9 protein-coding genes are annotated in these 18,066 nt (G+C 72.7%); 6 read left to right on the top strand and 3 right to left on the bottom strand.

Annotated features, from left to right (window positions below; genetic code table 11):
- Positions 1–9: 9 nt before the first annotated feature.
- From ACWD4O_RS02735 to ACWD4O_RS02725, 3 genes are read right to left on the bottom strand one after another with little or no spacing between them, the layout of a single operon-like run.
- On the bottom strand, positions 10–1,104 hold the full coding sequence (locus ACWD4O_RS02735; protein ID WP_451276770.1) for a methylmalonyl-CoA mutase family protein: 1,095 nt from the start codon (positions 1,102–1,104) through the stop codon (positions 10–12).
- Positions 1,101–1,754 (bottom strand): 4'-phosphopantetheinyl transferase family protein, encoded by a 654-nt coding sequence (locus ACWD4O_RS02730; RefSeq protein WP_451276768.1) that lies wholly within the window; start codon positions 1,752–1,754, stop codon positions 1,101–1,103. Before ACWD4O_RS02730 ends, ACWD4O_RS02735 begins: the two co-directional genes overlap by 4 nt.
- Entirely contained in the window at positions 1,751–2,623 is an 873-nt protein-coding gene (locus ACWD4O_RS02725) for a metallophosphoesterase family protein (protein WP_451276766.1), read from the bottom strand. The genes ACWD4O_RS02730 and ACWD4O_RS02725 overlap by 4 nt, the downstream gene beginning before the upstream one ends.
- A gap of 279 nt (positions 2,624–2,902) precedes the next feature.
- Between ACWD4O_RS02725 and ACWD4O_RS02720 the strand changes: the two genes are divergently transcribed.
- The 6 genes from ACWD4O_RS02720 to ACWD4O_RS02695 all read left to right on the top strand — a co-directional run.
- The gene (locus ACWD4O_RS02720) at positions 2,903–3,691 is read left to right on the top strand and encodes a thioesterase II family protein (RefSeq protein WP_451277708.1); all 789 of its coding nucleotides are present in this window, start codon (positions 2,903–2,905) and stop codon (positions 3,689–3,691) included.
- Between the two features lie 280 nt (positions 3,692–3,971).
- Positions 3,972–6,755, top strand: a complete 2,784-nt coding sequence (locus ACWD4O_RS02715) for a LuxR C-terminal-related transcriptional regulator (protein WP_451276764.1) — start codon at positions 3,972–3,974, stop codon at positions 6,753–6,755.
- Positions 6,756–6,886: 131 nt separating this feature from the next.
- A complete protein-coding gene (locus tag ACWD4O_RS02710; protein WP_451276762.1) occupies positions 6,887–9,643 on the top strand; it encodes an AAA family ATPase in 2,757 nt (918 codons plus the stop codon).
- 246 nt (positions 9,644–9,889) lie between these two features.
- Entirely contained in the window at positions 9,890–11,086 is a 1,197-nt protein-coding gene (locus ACWD4O_RS02705) for a cytochrome P450 (protein WP_358801279.1), read from the top strand.
- 426 nt (positions 11,087–11,512) lie between these two features.
- Positions 11,513–12,709 (top strand): cytochrome P450, encoded by a 1,197-nt coding sequence (locus ACWD4O_RS02700; protein WP_451276759.1) that lies wholly within the window; start codon positions 11,513–11,515, stop codon positions 12,707–12,709.
- A gap of 220 nt (positions 12,710–12,929) precedes the next feature.
- Positions 12,930–18,066 (top strand): beta-ketoacyl synthase N-terminal-like domain-containing protein (locus tag ACWD4O_RS02695; protein ID WP_451276757.1); only part of this gene is annotated, 5,137 nt, incomplete at its 3' end.

Genomic DNA, 18,066 nt, shown 5'->3' with positions numbered 1-18,066 from the left:
CAGCTCCCGTCAGTGCGGGGACCAGGCTCGGTGCAGGGTGGTGCAGACCTCGCCCACGGTGGCTCTGGCGGCCAGGGCGTCCTTCATGGGGTAGAGGACGTTGTCGGTGCCCCGGGCGGCCTGGTGGAGGCGTAGGAGGGCCTCGTCCACGGCGGACTGGATGCGCCAGGCGCGCAGTTTGGCCAGGCGTTCGGCCTGGCCGGCCTGTAACGCCTGGGAGGCCGGGTGCGGGCGCGGGACGCGGCGGCGGGTCGGGACGGCGTGACCGAGGAGCGTGAGCGTGCCGTGCTGTCTGTGCATGCGGTCCAGCACGGCCAGCGCCGCGGCGTCGAGGGCTCTGGGGAGCGGGCGGAGCGCGGGAGCGGGCGAGCCGTGTCGGGGGTGCGGGACGTACAGCCGGGGGGTGGGCAGGCCCGGGGTGAGGTGGTCGTGTGCCGTGCGGGTCCAGACGGTGCGGGCCGCGCGCAGTTTCGCCCGGCTCTCGCGGGCCGTGGCGCCCGCGGTGAGGCAGATGGTGAGCCGGCGGGCCACCGCGCGCGGGTCCAGGCCCGCCGAGGCCGCCGCGCGCAGGTACTCGACGCCGCCCGCGACGGTGCGGGCGACCTCCAGTGCCGGGTCGGCGTCCGGTCCGGCCAGATGGTGGCCGCAGATCGACAGGCACTGCCAGCGCGGCAGCTCGGCCAGGCCGTAGGCGACCACGTTCATGGCCAGCCGCAGCTTCGGCCGGTGGGGGAGGCCGTCGGGTCCGCGGTCGAGGATCCTGCGGAAGACGTCGTTGCGGACCGCGCCGGTGAGCCGGCGGGCGGGGGTGCCGTGCTCCTCGGCGACCAGCTGGTAGAGGAGCAGCAGCGGGGCGGCCGAGACGTCGGCGGCCAGCGTGGGGAAGATCCGCTCCAGTCGGAGTCCGCCGAACAGGACCCGCATGTCGTCGATCGAGTCGACGGGCACCCCGCAGCGGCCGACCAGTCCGTGGGCCTGGGGTGCGTCGGAGTCGAGGCCGGCCCGCGTGGGCAGGTCGAAGACGACCGGCACGGTCCGGGCGCCGTCGGCCACCCGCCGCCGGAACCCGGCGTTGACCTCGGCCGCGGCGCCGGAGACGCTCATGCCACGATCGTCGTGACGATGATTCCTTGTGCCACGAGCCAGCGGCCGTGGAGGTTGCGCAGGGCGGGTTGTGCCGCGCGCAGGGCCGTGGGCAGGACCCGGGCGTGGAAGGTGCCGCCCACGGGGTCGACGTCGATCAGCGCGTCCTCGAATCCGAGGGGCAGTGCGGTGGCCGGGAACCATGCCTTGTAGACGCTCTCCTTGGCGCTGAACAGCAGCTTTCCCCAGCTGACGCCGGGGTGCCGGGCCGTGTGCTCCTTGACCTGCACCTGTTCGGCGGGGAGTGCGACGGCCTCCAGGACGCCCTCCGGGAGCGGCAGGTCGGGTTCCGCGTCGATGCCCACGGCCGTGACGGCGGGCGTACGGGCGACGGCGGCGGCGCGATAGCCGGCGCAGTGCGTGATGGCCCCGCAGACTCCGGCGGGCCAGTGCGGTGCGCCGCGGGGCGTGGCGAGCAGCGGGGCCGGCCGGATGCCGCCGAGCGCGGCCAGCGCCCGGTGTGCGCAGTGCCGGCCGGTGGCGAACTCCCGGCGGCGGCCGGCCACGGCGTCCCGGACGAGCGCGGCCTCCTCGGGGTGCAGGGCGTCGACGGGGGCGTCGGCGAACATCTCGTGGGCCGCGACCTGCGGCGGCAGGATCCGCTCGATCATGCGCCCACACCGCCCAGCCGGGCCGGCGTGGGGGCCAGGACGTCGACCGGCCACTCCCGTCGCCGTGGGTGGCGTTGCCATTCCCGTGGATAGCCGAGGGACACCTCGTGGTGGGGCACGCCGTCGCAGTGGATCAGCCGGGGGATGTGCAGATGGCCGTAGACGACCGCGGCGGCCCGGTATCTGAGGTGCCAGTCCGCCGTCGACGTGGTGCCGCACCACAGGGCGAACTCGGGGTGGCGCAGGACGTGGGTGGGTTCGCGGACGAGCGGGAAGTGGTTGACCAGGACGGTGGGCCGGTCGGCGGGCAGCGCGTCGAGCCGGGCGCGGGTCGATGTGACCCGGGCGCGGCACCAGGCCTCGCGGCTCGGGTAGGGGTCCGGGTGCAGCATGAACTCGTCGGTGCAGATCACCCCGGCGTCGTCGGCGAGGCGCAGCGCGTGGCTCTTCGACCAGGCTCCCGGCGGCAGGAAGCTGTAGTCGTAGAGGAGGAAGAGCGGGGCGACGGTCACCGGGCCGCCGGCGCCGTGCCAGACGGGGTACGGGTCCTCCGGGGTGACGACGCCCAGTTCCCGGCAACGGTCCACCAGATGCCGGTACTTGAGTTCGCCGCGCAGTTCGTCGGGGTCGCCGGGTGCGGTCCACAGCTCGTGGTTGCCGGGCGCCCAGACGACCTGGGCGAACCGGTCGCGGAGCAGGGACAGGGCCCAGACGACGTCGGCGACGCTCTCGCCGACGTCGCCGGCGACGAGCAGCCAGTCGTCGGCGGAGTCGGGGTGCAGGTTCTGGACGATGTCCCGGTTCTGCTGGTGGCGGACGTGGATGTCGCTGATGGCGAGGAGCCGGCCGCGTGGTCGATCCTGGCTCAATCCTGCCCCTTCCCGGACCCCGGCCGCCGGATGCTGTGACGGCGCTGCGTGGCTCAGCCTGAGCCACCGTCCCGGGCCGGGGAAACCCCTAATCTTCACCCCGACCGGACTTCGGCGATATTGTCCGGTACGACTCGAAAGGGAATTCGCGTCGCGGCCGCGGTGTACCGGGTCCCCCGTGTCGTGTAGGGGGGTGCGCTTCCGATTAGGGGTTGTGGGGGGAGTAAGGGGTCGCGAAGCATGGGTACCGAGACGACGGAGCCCAAGAGTCGCAGTCCGATGGTCACTTGTAGCACGAAAGGTTCTATTGTGAGTGCCAACCGCGTTGACGAGAACCTGTGGGTCCGCCAGTTCCACCCGGCGCCGACCGCGGCCACCAGGCTCGTCTGCCTCCCACACGCCGGTGGATCCGCCTCGTACTTCTTTCCGGTCTCCAAGGCCCTCGCTCCGGGGGTCGACGTTCTCGCCGTCCAGTACCCCGGGCGGCAGGACCGCCGCCACGAGGCGTGCATCGACGACATCTCCGAGCTGGCCGACGCCGTGACGGCTGAACTGCTGCCGCTGGCCGACCGGCCGCTGGTGCTTTTCGGCCACAGCATGGGGGCCAGTCTCGCCTTCGAGGTGGGCGTGCGGCTGGAGAAGGAGGGCATCGTGCCCCTGGCGCTGTTCGCCTCGGGCCGGCGCGCTCCGTCCCGGCACCGTGTCGAGACCGTTCACCTGCGCAGCGACGACGAGATCATCGCCGAACTCAAGGCGCTGAGCGGGACGCAGTCCGCGGTGCTCGCGGACGAGGAGATCCTGCGGATGGTGCTCCCGGCCATTCGCAGCGACTACAAGGCGGCCGAGACGTACCGTCACACCGACGGAGCGCGGCTGGCGGCGCCGATCCAGGCGCATTTCGGGGTGGACGATCCGCGGGTCAGTCGCGACGAGGCGGCGGCCTGGGCGGATCACACGAGCAGCGGGTTCGAGCTGGCGAGCTATCCCGGCGGGCATTTCTACCTCAATGAGCAGGCGCCCCGGGTCATCGAGGCGATCGCCCGCGTGACCTCCACCGCTGTGGCGTAGCCAATTCCCGGTCCGGGTATTTCCATCTCTCACTTCCCCTCTTACTTCATTCTTATTCAATCTTCATTTTCCTGATCATCCAGGCATGCGTGACGGTTGGCCTAATCTTGACCAAACCTGTCCGAATATTTTCGCATGTTGACATTTGCGATGAACTGATGATTGAATGTAACGGATTTTTGGCGTTTATGGAGAGGTGAACTGCCGAAGAAAGGAATTCCTCCCGCTATGCGCCACGGCTTCTGAATTGTTCTGATCGATACGGGGTGTTTTACAATTCATGGTGCTGAATGGGCGAGCCCAGGAAAAATACCGATTGCTCGCAGCCTTTTCTTCGGTTCAGGCCACCGGTAGATCGCGGACGGTGCTCGTCGAGGCGTCGGCGGGCTGCGGCAAGACCGAGCTTCTCGGGGAACTGGTACGGCATGTGGAGTCACTCGGTCTGACCGTGTTGCACACCACGGCCATCGAGGAGGAGAGGGACAACCCTCTCAGCGTGATCCACAGCCTCGTCAACGGGGCCCCCTTCCCTGACGAACTGGTGCGGCGATTCCACACGATGGGTGACGCCGCGGCGGGCCGGATCGCGGCCGAGCGCCGCGACGAGACCCGCCGGGACGCCGGCTGGTACGAGCTGATGCGGATGTTCTGCACGGAGGTCCGCTCGCTCGCCCGGCGCGAGCCCGTAGTGGTGGCGGTCGACGACGTCCACCACGGTGACGCCGACTCCCTGCGCCAGCTGCTGCACCTGGCCCGGCACTGCTGCAACGTCCCGGTGCTGCTGGCGTTCACCAGGCCGCTCGTCGGCGGACCGGCGGGCTCCGGCTTCGGCGCGGAGCTGCTCAGGCAGCCGAACCTCGACCGGATCCGACTCTCCAAGCTCGACCTGCGCGGCGTCGGCGACTTCCTCGCCGAACAGGGGTACCCGGGTGCGAGCGCCGACCTGGCCGAACGCTGCTTCGCGATCAGCGGCGGCAACCCGCTGCTGCTGCGCGCGCTGCTGGAGGACACCCGGCTGGACGCCGAGAGCTCCGCCGACGGCCCCGTGGTCGTGCTGCCGAGGGCCGGGCAGGCCTACGGCAAGGCCGTCGTCACCTGTCTGGACCGCAGCGGCGAGAAGGTGCGCGAGGTCGCCGCCGGGCTGGCCGTGCTCGGCCGGGCGTACACCCACGACCTGCTCTCGCGTCTGCTCGACATGTCGGCCGCCGAGCTCACCGAGAACCTCCAGGCCCTGTGCGGCGCCGGCATCGTGTCCGGCACGTCCTTCCAGCACCCGGCGGCCAAGAGCGCCGTCCTGGACTCCCTGGAACCCTCGCACCGGCTCGCGCTGCACCAGCGCTCCGCGGGGCTGCTGCACGCCTTCGGCGCCGCGCCCGCCGTGGCGGCCGAACACCTCCGCAAGGCGGGACACGCCGACGGCGCCTGGGCGGTCGAGGTGCTCGAACAGGCCGCGGAACAGGCGCTGCTGGAGGACAGGGCAGGCCGTGCCGTGTCCTATCTCGAGCTGGCCCACGCCGCCAGCGAGGACCCGCTGTCCCGCGCCGAGATCAAGATCAGGCTCGGCTCGGTCGCCCGGCGGATCAGCGTCACCGACGCCGAACGCCATGTCGACGACGCGCTGCGGGTGCTGCGCACCGGCCGGCTCGACCCCTCGGACGCGGGCGGGCTCGGCGAACTGCTGCTGGCCCACGGCCGGCTGGAGCAGGCGCGCACCCTGCTGGGCCACATACCTCCGCAGTCCACCGACGAGGCCAGGATCCGGGACCGGATCGCCGAGGTCCCCGACGGCCGGCTGCGGCGTCGGACCTGGCACCTCGGGGGCTGGTCGGCCCGGCTCGGCGGCTCGCGCTCCGGGCAGCGGTCCCAGCGCGTCGCCGCCACCGAGGGCATCCTGGAGATCACCCAGCTGACCGACGCCACCTTCGACCTCGTCGTCGACGCCATCTGGACACTGCTCGCGCTCGGCGCGGTGGAGCGGGCCCTGCACTGGTGCGACACCTTTCTGCGGGAGTCGGCGGCACGCAACGCACCCGGCTGGGAGGCGGCCTTCGCGGCCGTCCGCTCCGAGGCGGCCCTGCACGGCGGCGGTCTGGCCGAGGCCGAGCGGGACGCGAAGCGCTGCCTGGCGCTGCTGCCGGACCGGTACCCCTCGGCCCTGGAGGCGGCGGCGATCGCCCGCCTGGTCACCGTCCAGATCGCCCGGGGCGACCACGCGGCGGCGGCCCGGCTGCTCAGCCGCCCGGTGGCGGAGTCCCTGCCGGACACCGTCCACTGGCTGCACTACCTGCGCGCCCGCGGCCTGTACTACCTGGCCACCCGTCAGTACGACTCGGCCCTGCGGGACTTCCACGAGGTGGGCCGGGTCGCCGAGCGGTGGGACACGGACTGGCCCGCTCTGCTGCCGTGGCGCACCGACATCGCCGAGGTGCTGCTGCGCCTCGGCGAACGGGAGCAGGGGCAGCGGCTGGCCACCGAGCAGCTGGCGCTCGTCCAGCAGGGCGCACCGCGCGTCCGGGGCATCTCGCTGCGCCTCCAGGCGCTCGCCGCGAAGCCCGGCGCCCGGCTCCCCCTGCTGAACCGGGCCGTGGTGGAGCTGAACCGGGCCGACGACCCGCTGGAACTGTGCCGCACCTTGTTCGACCTGGCCGACGCCTACCGGCAGGCCCGGCAGACCAGACAGGCGGCGATGGCGCTGCGCCGGGCGCGACTGCTCTCCAAGAGCTGCGGGGCGGAGCCGCCCCGGGACCGGATCGGCTCGCACGATCCGACGGAGGAGCCGGTGCAACGGCTCTTCACCGAGGGCGAGGGCGAGGGCGAGAGTGCGGGCGGCGGTGGGAGCCGGGACCGGGAGTCCCGGCCGTCCACCGGCTGGGAGCATCTGAGCGAATCCGAGCGCCGGGTGGCGAGCCTGGCCGCCGACGGCTGCACGAACCGGGAGATCTCCGGCCGGCTGCACATCACGATGAGCACGGTGGAACAGCATCTGACGCGTGTTTACCGAAAGCTGAACATAAATGGACGTGAAGAATTGATGTCAGAAGTCCGGACGGGTGTACGGGTTTAATTTCCCCTTTACCGATCGGGCCTTTCGGGAGTTCTTTCATAGGGGGGTTCGGATTTTATAGGGGTTGGGGAAAGGGGTGGTTCCGGATAGCCTCGAATCGATCGAACAATCAGTCGAGTCGGGGGTAAACAGTGGAACTGGTGGAGCGGGCCGAGGAAATGGCGTTGCTCACGAACATGCTGGCCCGGACCGAGAGCGGCGAGGGAGGCGTCATTCTCCTCGACGCGGGGCCCGGAGTCGGCCGGACGGCATTGCTCGACGAGTTCCTGCGCCGGGCCGCCGCAGCCGGCGCCCGGGTGGGCGCGGCCACCGGATCGTCCGCCGAGAGAGACGTCGAGTACGGCATCGTCGACCAGCTCTTCCCCCCGGACGGCGGTCTGAGCGCCGGACCGCGGCTCGCGCGGGCGCTCGGCCGGGGCGCGGCCGACACCGGGTCCGGCCCCGACACGAGCGCTCTGTTCGACGCCCTGTGCCAGGAGTTCCGGCAGGGGCCGGTGGTGATCGCCGTCGACGACGCCCAGTTCGCCGACGCGGCCTCCCTGCGGTTCCTGCTCCACCTCGTACGCAGGCTGCGCACCGCCCCCGTGGTGATCGTGCTCACCGAACCCAGCGGGCCGGACTCGCTGTCCCCGTCCTTCCAGGCCGAACTCCTGCGCCAGCCCCAGTGCCGGCGGCTCGGACTGCTGCCGCTGTCCCGGGCCGGCGTCGCCCGGGTGATCGCGCCCCAGGTGCCCGCGGCCGAGGCGGCAGGGCTGGCCGCGGACTTCCACGCCGTCACCGGCGGCAACCCGCTCCTCGTCCGGGCGCTCGTCGCGGATCGCCGCGACGCCCACCGGCTGGACCCGGAGTCCGCCGTCGCCCAGCCCGCCACCGGAGTGGCCTTCGCCAAGGCGGCCCTCGCCTGGGCCTACCGCGACGACCCCGTCCTCTTCGACGTCGCCTGCGGGTTCGCCGTGCTCGGCGGGTCGGCGACCCCCTCCCTCGTCGCCTGTCTCGTCGACCGGGGCGCCGACGCCGTCGCCCGGGTCATGACCGCGCTGGACACGGCCGGACTGCTGGACGGCGGAACCCTGCGCGGCACCGTCGTCGGCCGCGCCCTGCTGGCACACGTCGACGTGGAGACCCGGGCCGAACTGCACCGGCGCGCCGCCGGACTGCTGCACGCCGACGGCGCGCCCGCGACCGTCGTGGCCCGCCATCTGCTCGCCGCCCCCGTCGTCGAGCCATGGGCCTGCCACACCCTGCTCACCGCCGCGGAGCAGGCCATGCGGGACGACGAGAACGAGTTCAGCCTCGACTGTCTGCGGCTGGCCGGACAGAACGCCGCCACCGAACACGACCACGCGGCCGTCGTCATGGCCCGGGCCCGGATCGGCTGGGAGATCGACCCCCGGCTGGTCAGCCCCTGGCTCGACGAACTCGTCGACGCGCTCGAACAGGGCAGCCTGCGCAGCGCGGACGCCGCCTGGATCGTCCGGCATCTCGCCTGGCAGGACCGGTTCCCGCAGGCCGCGGAATGTCTGCGCGCCCTCACCGAGCAGGCCGGCCGGGGCGCACCCGGCGCGGCAGCCGAACTCCACGTCGTCCGGCACTGGTTGCGGCACACCTGCCCGCCGCTGGACCCGGGCGCCCCGGACCTCGGGATGCCGCGCACCCCGCAGCCCCGGCGGATGAGCCCCGCCGCGTACGCCTCCGAAGTGCTCGGCCAGGTCCTCACCGAGGGGCCCGGCGAGCACGGCATCGGCATGGCCGAGGAGATCCTGCGGGGCTGCCGGTACGGCGAGACGGCCGTCGAGGCCCTGGAAGCGGCGCTGTTGGCGCTGCTCTACGCGGGCCGCCCCGACCGGGCGCTGCACTGGTGCGACGCACTGCTGACCCAGGCCGGCGACCGCTCCACCGGCACCTCGATGGCGATCCTCTCCGGCGTGCGGGCCGAGATCGCGCTACGGCACGGCGCACCGCACAGCGCCCAGGAGCACGCGCGCAGCGCCCTGTCGGCCATCTCACGGTCCGGCTGGGGAGTGGCCATCGGCTCTCCGCTGGCCACCCTGGTGCAGGCCGCCACGGAGTCCGGCATGAGCGGGGCGGCGGGGGCCTGGCTCAACCAGGACGTGCCCGAAGGCATGTTCCAGACCCGCCACGGACTGCTCTACACACACGCCCGGGGCCACTACCACCTCGCCGTCGACCGACCCGCCGCCGCCCTCGACGACTTCCTGACCTGCGGCGACCTCGCGAAGCAATGGGGCATGGACGTGCCCACGTTCCTGCCCTGGCGCACCTCGGCGGCCGAGGCGCACCTCGCCCTGGGCAGCACAAGCCAGGCGCGCACGCTGATCCGGGAACAGCTGGCCCGGCCCGGCGGATCCACCCCACGGGCCCGGGGCGTCTCCCTGCGACTGCTGGCCGCCACCAGCGAGGTCGGCCAACGGCCCGCCCTGCTGCGCGAGTCGGTCAGCCTGCTGGAGAACTGCTCGGACCCCATGGAGCTCATCCGCGCCCTGGCCGACCGCTGCCAGGTCCTGCACGAGATCGGCGCGCCCGCGAAGGCGCGGACGACCGCACGCCACGCCAGGAACGTCGCCGACGCCTGCGGCGGGCACGCGCTGTTCCGCAAGCTCTTCAAGGACGAGATCCCCGAGGACTCGGTCGCATCCGACGACCTCGACGACGCGGACCGGGGCTCGGCGAGCCTGACGGCGGCGGAACGGCGGGTCACCGCCCTGGCCGCCCTCGGGCACTCCAACCGGGAGATCGGCCGCAAGCTGTTCATCACCAAGAGCACCGTCGAACAGCACCTCACCCGCGCCTACCGCAAACTCGGCGTCCGCAACCGCACCGACCTGGGCGACCTCCTGGCCGGCACGAACCTCGCGGCCACGGGATAGGCGCCCGGCCGGCGGCGTGAGAACTCGGACAGCGGCTGCGGCCAGGTCCGGGGCTGCCGGACAGACGGAGAGCGTGGCCGTCCGTTCGGGACGCGGCGCCGATCGCCGCCCGGTCGGGACGGTCGCGTCCACGGCGGCCGGATGTCACGAGGCCGCTCACCCGGGGGCCGCCCCGCCGTCTTCGCCGACACCCGTGTCCCTTCGTACTCAACCAGCGGAAGACCGACACAAGAGGAGACCCTGTCCATGACATCCCCGTACCCCCTGACCGTGCCGGCCCCCCGTGAGGCCGGCTGTCCCCTCGACGTGCCGCGGGCTTACCGGCAGGCCGCGCAGCAGGGCCCGGCCGTGAAGATCGGGAGCCCCGACGGCTCGGAGTGCTGGCTGATCACGGACCACTCGGCGGCGCACGTGGTGCTGGGGGACCGGCGCTTCAGCTCGGACCCCATGCTGGCGAACTTCCCGCTCATGTCCGACGAACTCCGCAAGATGATCGGGGAGTCCCGCAAGTCCACCGCGGAGGTCGACGACCAGGAAGCCGTCCGGCGCCGGCGGATGCTGGCCGCGGAGTTCAAGGCGAAGAACGTCGAGGCGCTGCGCCCCCGGATCCAGAGCATCGTCGACGAGACCCTGGAAGAGATGATCGCCGAGGGCGGTCCGGCCGACCTGGTGTCCCGCTTCGCGGTCCCGGTGCCGTCCGCGGTCATCTGTCTCCTGCTCGGCGTCCCCTACGGCGACCGCGAGTTCTTCATGGGCCGCAGTCACATCATGCTCGACCTGAAGGCCGGTCCCGAGGCGATGATGAAGGCCCGCCTCGAACTCATGGAGTACATGAACCGCCTCGTTGCCGACAAACAGCGGGAGCCGGACGACGCGCTCATCAGTCACCTGCTGACCGGGGGTGAACTGGCCGCCGACGAAGTGGCCGGCACCGCGCTGCTGTTGCTGATCGCCGGCCACGAGACGATGTCCGGCACGCTCGCCCTGTCGACGCTGGCGCTGCTGGGCGACCCCGACCAGCTGGCCCTGCTGCGCGAGGACCCCGGGCTGGTCAAGGGCGCCGTGGAAGAACTGCTGCGCTACGTCACAGTCGTGCAGAACGGCGTGGGGCGGGTGGCCCTGGAGGACGTGGAGATCGGCGGTCAGACGATCAAGGCCGGGGACGGCGTGCTGTGCATGATCTCCCTGGCGAACCGGGATGAAGCGGTCTTCCCGCGAGGAGAGGAACTGGACCTGACGCGCGACGCCCGCGGCCACCTGACCTTCGGCTTCGGGATCCGCCAGTGCGTCGGTCAGTCCCTGGCCCGCGCCGAGCTCCAGATCGCCCTGGAGACCCTGCTGCGCAGACTGCCGGAGCTGCGACTGGCGGTTCCCGTGGAGGAGTTGAGGTTTCGCGACGGCTTCGGCTCCTTCGCAGTGGAGGAGCTGCCGATCCTCTGGTGAACGGGCGTGGACGTCGGCCCGAGCGGTGGCACGCCTGACCGGTGAGCCGCCGCTCGGGCCGTCTCGGCCCCTGCGCCCGCGAAGGCCGGCAGGTGCGTGAACTGACGGAGCGTGTGCCGGATCCCGGCTAAGGGGTCCGGTAGTGGTTGAGGGCAGGGGTGGGGCGGCGGGACAGTCGGGGAGCGTGGCGGGGGCCTGGCGGCCTCGGGACGCCCGTGGACACCGGGACCGGTGCGGAGCGTGGCCGTCCGTTCGGGACGCGGCGCCGATCGCCGCCCGGTCGGGACGGTCGCGTCCACGGCGGCCGGATGTCACGAGGCCGCTCACCCGGGGGCGCTCCGCCGTCTTCGGCGACGCCCGTCGACCACGGTCCGTGGTGTCCCTTCGTACGCGACCAGTAGCAGACCGACAAGAGGAGAGCCTGCCATGACATCCACGCATCCCCTGATGGTGCCGGCCCCCCGTGAGGCGGGCTGCCCCTTCGACCTGCCGCAGGACTACCGCAAGGCCGCGGAGCAGGGCCCGGCCGTGAAGGTCGGCACGCCCAACGGTTCGGAGTGCTGGCTGATCACCCACCACGAGGCGGCGCACGCGGTGCTGGGCGACCGGCGCTTCAGCTCGGACGCCATGCTGCCGAACTTCCCGCTCATGTCCGAGGAACTCCGCAAGATGGTCAGCGAGTCCCGCAAGTCCACCGCGGAGATCGACGACCAGGAGCACATCCGCCGGCGCCGGATGCTGACCGCGGAGTTCAAGGCGAAGACGGTCGAGGCCCTGCGCCCCCGGATCCAGAGCATGGTCGACGAGGTCCTGGACGAGATGACCGCCGACGGCTCCTCCGCGGACCTGGTGTCCCGCTTCGCGCTCCCCGTGCCGTCCGCGGTCATCTGCCTGCTGCTCGGAGTCCCCTACGGCGATCACGAGTTCTTCATGGAACGCAGCCACGTCATGCTCGACTTCAATGCGGGCCCCGAGGCGATGATGAAGGCCCGCCTCGAACTCATGGAGTACATGAACCGCCTCGTGGCCGACAAGGAGCGCGAGCCCGACGACGCGCTCATCAGCCACCTGCTGACCAGCGGTGAACTGGCCGCCGACGAAGTGGCAGGCACCGCCCTGCTGTTGCTGCTCGCCGGTCACGAGACGACGTCCAGCATGCTCGCCCTCTCGACGCTCGCCCTGCTGCGCAACCCCGACCAGCTGGCCCTGCTGCGCGAGGACCCCGCACTGATCAAGGGGGCCGTGGAGGAGCTGCTGCGCTACCTCACGATCGTGCAGAACGGCGTGGGACGCGTGGCCCTGGAGGACGTCGAGGTCGGCGGACAGACCATCAAGGCCGGGGACGGCGTGCTGTGCATGATCTCCGTCGCCAACCGGGACGAAGCGGTCTTCCCGGGCGGCGGGGAACTGGACCTGACGCGCGACGCCCGCAGCCATCTGAGCTTCGGCTTCGGCATCCACCAGTGCGTCGGCCAGTCACTGGCCCGCGCCGAGCTCCAGATCGCCCTGGAGACCCTGCTGCGCAGGCTGCCGGAGCTGCGGCTGACGGTCCCCGTGGAGGAGCTGCGGTTCCGTGACGGGGTGGGCTTCTACGGCGTCGAGGAGTTGCCGGTCGCCTGGTGAACGGGCGGTGCCGGAAGGGCGAGCGGCGGTGCGGCCGGGTCGGTGCGCCGCCGCTCCGGCATGCCCGGACGAGACCCCCTGGGCCACGGCCCCTACCCGGCCTAAGGGGTCGGGTAGTGGTTGAGGCTAGGGGCGGGGCGGTCGGATATTCGGAATGAACTGCGGGCTGTACGCCGCATTGAGCGCGCTTCGCGTATTCCTAGTGAGGTAAGGGAAACACATGGCGGGTGGATCCGAGTCAGACACTGCTGAATTCCGGGCACGATCCACCTGGCCGATAGCCGTAGTGGGAATGGCGTGCCGACTCCCCGGCGCGGCCGGACCGGACGAGTTCCGGGAACTCCTGCGAAAAGGCACGGAAGCCGTCGGCGCCCCCACCCCGGACCGGCCCTACGCACCCCGCCGGGGCGGATTCCTGGAGTCGGTCGACCGGTTCGACGCCGCCTTCTTCGGCATTTCGCCCCGCGAGGCCGCGGCGATGGACCCGCAGCAGCGGCTCGTCCTGGAACTGGCCTGGGAAGCGCTGGAGGACGCCGGCGTCCGCCCCGCCCGGCTCGACGGCACGAGCACCGGCGTCTTCATGGGCGCCGTCGCCGACGACTACGCCACCCTGTCGCGGGCCGCCGGCGCGGACGCCGCCACCCCCGAGACGTCGACCGGCCTGAACCGGGGCATCATCGCCAACCGGGTCTCCTACACGCTGGGCCTGCGCGGCCCGAGCTTCACCGTGGACTCGGGCCAGTCCTCGTCGCTGGTCGCCGTCCACCTGGCCGCCGAGAGCCTGCGCCGCGGCGAGTGCTCCGTGGCCCTGGCCGGCGGGGTGAACCTGATCCTCGCCGAGGACAGCACCGTCACCGTGGAACGCTTCGGCGCGCTCTCCCCGGACGGCCGCTGCTACGCCTTCGACGCCCGTGCCAACGGCTATGTGCGCGGCGAGGGCGGCGGTGTCGTCGTCCTCAAGCCGCTGGCCGACGCGCTCGCGGACGGCGACGACGTCCACTGCGTGCTGGCCGGCAGCGCGATGAACAACGACGGCGGCGGCGACGGCCTGACCGTGCCCGACCGCGACGGCCAGGAGGCGGTGCTGACCGCCGCCTACGAACGGGCCGGGATCTCCCCGGACGCCGTCGGCTACGTGGAGCTGCACGGCACCGGCACCCCGGTCGGCGACCCGGTCGAGGCCGCCGCGCTCGGCGCCGTCCTCGGCCACGGCCGCCCGGCCGGACGGCCGCTGCTGGTCGGCTCGGTGAAGACCAACATCGGTCATCTGGAGGGCGCCGCCGGCATCGCCGGGTTCCTCAAGGGCGTCCTGAGCGTCCGCCACCGGGAGATCCCCGCCAGCCTCAACTTCGCCACCCCCAACCCGGACATCCCGCTGGCCGAACTCGGGCTGCGGGTGAACACGGCGCTCGCGCCCTGGCCGGGGCAGCCCCGGTCGGAGGAGTCCCGGTCGGAGGAGTCCGCGCCGCTCGTCGTCGGCGTCAGCTCCTTCGGCATGGGCGGCACCAACTGCCATGTGGTCCTCACCGAGTGGACCGGCCCCGCTGCCGGGCAGCCCGCCGCCGGGCTGCCCGCCGAGCCCGGGATCCGCCCGGCCGGCACACCCGTCCCCCTGCTCGTCTCCGGCCGCGACGAGCAGGCCCTGCGCGAGCAGGCCGGCCGGCTGCGGGCCCACCTCGACGCCCACCCCGGCCTCCGGCTCACCGACGTCGCCCACACCCTCGCCGTCGCCCGGACCGCGTTCGACCGGCGCGCGGTGCTGCTCGCCGACGGGCCCGGCGACGCGTCGGCCGCACTCGCCCGCCTCGCCGACGGCACGCCCGGCCCGGACGTCGTGCAGGGCGCCGTCACCGACGGCTCGCTCGCCTTCGTCTTCACCGGGCAGGGCAGCCAGCGGCCCGGCATGACCGCCGAGCTGTACCGGACCTCGCCGCAGTACGCCGCCGCCCTCGACGAGGTGTGCGCGGCCCTCGACCCGCACCTGCGCCTGCCGCTGCGGGACGTGCTGTTCGCGCCCGAAGGCTCGCCCGAGGCCGCCCTGCTGGACCGCACCGAGTTCACCCAGCCCGCGCTGTTCGCCGTCGAGGTCGCCCTCTACCGGCTCGCCGAGCACTGCGGCCTGACCCCGCGGCTGCTGCTCGGCCACTCCGTCGGCGAACTCGCCGCCGCACACGTCGCCGGAGTGCTCACCCTCACCGACGCCTGCACCCTGGTCGCGGCCCGCGGCCGGCTGATGCAGGCACAGCCGGAGACCGGCGCGATGGTCTCGATCCAGGCCACCGAGGACGAACTGACGCCGTTCGTCACCGAGTCGGTGACCCTGGCCGCCCTCAACGGCCCGCTCTCCACCGTGATCGCGGGCGACGAGGACGCCGTACTCGCCGTCGCCGCCCACTGGGCGCAGCAAGGACGCAAGACCAAACGGCTGCGGGTCAGCCACGCCTTCCACTCCCCGCACATGGACGGGATGCTCGCCCAGTTCCGCGAGATCGCCGAGGCCCTCACCTTCCACGCCCCCCGGATCCCGGTCGTCTCCAACGAGACGGGCGCCCTCCTCACCGACGACGAGGCTCGCTCGCCCGCCTACTGGGTACGGCACGCCCGCGCCGCCGTCCGCTTCCTGGACGGCGTCCGCCTCCTGGAGGACCGGGGCGTCACCACGCTCCTCGAACTGGGCCCCGACGGAGTCCTGTCGGCCATGGCACGGGACTGTCTGCAAGGCGCCACGACCGTTGCCGTGCCCCTGCTGCGCGGCGGCGACCGCACGGAGCCGGCGGCGGCCCTCGCCGCGCTGGCCGCCCTGTACGTCCGCGGCGTCCCGATGGACTGGGAGCGGCTGGCCGGCGGGGCCGACGCCCGACGCGTGGCGCTGCCCACGTACGCCTTCCAGCGGCGTCGGCACTGGCTGTCCGGCGGTACGACGGACGAACCGACGGCCTCGCCGGTCCGCGGGCCGGCGACGCCGGAACTGGTCCGGCGGGCCACGGCCCTGGTGCTCGGCCACGCCTCCGCGGACGACGTCGCCCCGCACACACCGTTCAAGGAACTGGGCTTCAGCTCCCTGATGCTGGCCGAACTCGGCGAACGCCTCACCGAGGCGACCGGCCGCCGGGTCCCCACCACCCTCCTCTTCGACCACCCGACCCCGGACGCCCTGGCCCGCAGGCTCCGGACGGACGGGACCTTGCCGCACACCGACGACGTGACGGCGGCGCCTGCGCTCATCGATGACGATCCCGTAGTGATCGTCGGCATGGGGTGCCGTCTCCCCGGCGGGATCCGGTCGCCCGAGGATCTCTGGCGGTTCGTGTCCGGCGGCGGCGACGCCGTCTCCGCGCTGCCCGTGGACCGCGGGTGGGAACTCGCCGCGGACTTCCCCGGCGAGGGCGGCTTCCTCGCGGACGCGGCGGAGTTCGACGCGGCGTTCTTCGGGATCTCGCCCCGCGAGGCGCTGGCGATGGACCCGCAGCAGCGGCTCCTGCTGGAGACGTCCTGGGAGGCGCTGGAGCGGGCGGGCGTGGACGCCCTGTCCCTGCGCGGCAGCCGCACCGGAGTCTTCGTCGGCGCGAGCCCCTCGGAATACGGCCCCCGACTGCACGAGCCCTCGGACGCCGACGGACATGTGCTGACCGGTACGGCCCCCAGCGTGCTGTCCGGCCGGATCGCCTACGCCCTGGGCCTGGAGGGTCCGGCGCTGACGGTGGACACGGCGTGCTCGTCGTCGCTGGTGGCCCTGCATCTGGCGGCGCAGGCGCTGCGGAGCGGCGAGTGCGACCTCGCCCTCGTCGGCGGCGTGACCGTGATGGCCACCTCGGGCATGTTCGCCGAGTTCTCCCGCCAGGGCGGCCTCGCGCCGGACGGCCGCTGCAAGGCCTTCGCCGCCGGCGCCGACGGCACCGGCTGGAGCGAGGGCGTCGGCGTGCTGGCCGTCGCCCGGCTCTCGGACGCCCTACGGGACGGCCGGCCGGTGCTGGCGGTCCTGCGCGGTTCGGCGGTGAACTCCGACGGCGCGTCCAACGGCCTCACCGCGCCCAACGGTTCCGCGCAGCGGCGGGTGATCCGGCAGGCCCTGGCTGCGGCCGGGCTGTCCTTCGCCGACGTGGACGCGGTGGAGGCGCACGGTACGGGCACGGCGCTGGGCGATCCGATCGAGGCGCAGGCGCTGCTGGCGACCTATGGCCAGGAGCGGTCGGGGGAGCGGCCGTTGTGGCTCGGTTCGGTGAAGTCGAACATCGGTCATACGCAGGCGGCTGCGGGTGTGGCGGGTGTGATCAAGTCGGTGCTGGCGATGCGGCACGGTGTGCTGCCGCAGACGCTGCACGTGGACGAGCCGACGTCCGAGGTGGACTGGTCGGCGGGTGCGGTGGAGTTGCTGAGGGAAGCGCGGGAGTGGCCGCAGGGGGACCGTCCGCGTCGGGCGGGCGTGTCCTCGTTCGGGATCAGCGGGACCAACGCGCACGTGATCCTGGAGCAGGCGCCGGAGGTTCCTGAGGAGGAGCCTGCGGGTGAGGCTGTGGGGCCGGTGCCGTGGGTGGTGTCGGCGCGGTCGGCGGAGGCGTTGCGGGAGCAGGCGCGGCGGCTGGCGGAGCATGTGCGTGCGGCGGATCTGCGTCCGGTGGACGTGGGCTTCTCGCTGGCCACCTCGCGTGCGGGGCTGGAGTACCGGGCGGTCCTGGTCGGGACTGAACAGGCCGATTTCCTCGCCCAGTTGGCGGGGCTGACCGGCGGCACGGCGGTCGGTGAGGGTGGGACGGCGTTCCTGTTCTCCGGGCAGGGTTCCCAACGGGCCGGTATGGGCCGGGAGTTGTACGAGACCTACCCCGTCTTCGCCGCAGCCTTCGACGAGATCTGCGCGGGCTTCGACGGGCTGCTGCCCGGGTCGTTGCGGGACGTCGTGTTCGGCGGCGGCGCGGACCTGGACCGGACGGAGTGGGCCCAGCCGGGGCTGTTCGCCCTGGAGGCAGCGCTGTTCGAGCTGGTGGGCTCGTGGGGTGTGCGGGCGGACGTCCTGCTGGGGCATTCGATCGGCGAGCTGACCGCCGCGTACGTCGCGGGTGTGTGGTCGCCCGCGGACGCGTGCCGGATCGTCGCGGCGCGGGGGCGGCTGATGCAGGCGCTTCCGGCGGGCGGCGCGATGGTCGCCGTCGAAGCCTTGGAGGAGGAACTGCCGGAGCTGTCCGCAGGGGTTTGCCTCGCGGCGGTGAACGGTCCGCGTTCGCTGGTGCTGTCCGGTGACGAGGAGCCGGTGCTGGCCCTCGCGCGGACGCTCTCCGGGCAGGGGCGGCGGACGAAGCGGCTGGCGGTGAGTCATGCGTTCCATTCGGCGCGGATGGAGCCGATGCTGGCGGAGTTCGCCG

It is taken from the genome of Streptomyces sp. NPDC002623 (assembly GCF_053592635.1).
This window is presented reverse-complemented; position numbering and strand designations above follow the sequence as displayed.